The 1465-nt window shown below is 68.0% G+C and carries 1 protein-coding gene; it reads left to right on the forward strand.

Annotated features, from left to right (window positions below; genetic code table 11):
- The first annotated feature begins 85 nt into the window (after nt 1-85).
- Nucleotides 86-1273, forward strand: a complete 1188-nt coding sequence (locus tag ACH47Z_RS47195; protein ID WP_399086853.1) for an IS4 family transposase — start codon at nt 86-88, stop codon at nt 1271-1273.
- The last annotated feature ends 192 nt before the right edge of the window (nt 1274-1465 follow it).

A 1465-nucleotide genomic window follows, 5' to 3' on the forward strand; every position in this document is an offset into this window, starting at 1 on the left:
ATCCAATGCCGTTGACTTTGGGCCGTGTTGGCGGTTCAACGGATACCAGGGGTGGTGTTCCGTGGCTGCTCGGCTGGTCGATCGTGTGGCGCTTGGGGATCTCACGGCGGTGTTTCCATCGGAGTTGGTGGACGCTGTGCTTGAGAAGAGTCAGCCTTGTGAGGTGCGTCAGCGGCTGCTTCCGCCACGGCTGATGGTGTACTTCATGCTGGCCAGGGCTTTGTTCTGCCCTGAGCCCTATCGTGAGGTGTTACGCCTGCTCGCGGAGCCGGCCCGAGACGAGCATGGCTGGGGACCATGGCGGGTGCCGGACAAGGCCGCGGTCTTCCGGGCCCGCCGGAAGTTGGGCGTTGAGCCGTTCCGAGAGCTGCTTGTGCATGCCGGTGCGGCGGTGGCGGACGAGCGGACGCCGGGTGCCTGCTGGCGGGGACTGCGGGTGATGGCCGTCGACGGCACCACGCTTGCGGTGGCGGACACCGCCGCGAACGAAGCGGCGCTGGGGCGGGTGCGGGCCAGGCCGGACAAGGGGCCGACCGGCTATCCGCTGGTCCGGCTGGCGGTGCTGGTCGAAGCCGGCACACACGTGATCGTGGACGCGGTCGCCGACTCCTACCGGGTCAAGGAGCGAGTCCTGGTCGAGGGCCTGGCTCCGTCCCTCGGGCCGGGGATGCTCGTGCTGGGTGACCGTGGTCTGCCCGGCGCGTATCTGTGGCAGGTGATGGCGGCCACCGGAGCCGATCTGCTGTGGCGCATCCCCGGCATCTGGAAACTCCCTGTCGAGAAGGCCCTCCCGGACGGTTCCTGGATCTCCACGGTCCACGGCGGCCGGGGCCGCAGTGTCCGTGCGCCGCAGGACATCCGCGTGCGCGTCATCGAGTACACACTGGACGTGCCAGGCCGCAAGCCCGGTGAGACATACCGCCTGATCACCACGTTGATGGACCCCGCCCGGGCGCCTGCGGCCGAACTGGCCGCGCTCTACGGCGAGCGCTGGGAAGTGGAGAACACCCTGGCCGAGCTGAAGACCACCCAGATCGGTACCCGCACCGTGCTGCCGAGCAAGAGCCCGGACCTGGTGTTCCAGGAGGTCTACGCACACCTGGCCGTCTACACCGGGCTGAGAGTGCTGATGCACGCGGCGGCCATGAACCGCAGCGAGCCTCTCGATCCCGACCGGCTGTCGTTCGCCGCCGCTCTGCGGGCAGCACGCCGCAGCATCACCTCACCACGCAGGGATTTTTCCCCCTCACCAGCCCTGCACGACGGAGCGTGAACTCCATGAGGAGATCAAACCGCCCCGCCGTCTGCGCACCGTGATCCGCCAGGCCAAACGGAAGATGTCCCGCTTCCTGTCCTGGAACCCCGACCGCCCGCGACCGCCCAAGCCCACCTGTTGGCCAGTCGAAACGCTGCAGGTCATACCTGCCATCGCACCCCCACCAGACCCCTAAGTCAACGGCATTGA

The organism is Streptomyces sp. NPDC020192, from assembly GCF_044388685.1.
GTDB lineage: Bacteria > Actinomycetota > Actinomycetes > Streptomycetales > Streptomycetaceae > Streptomyces.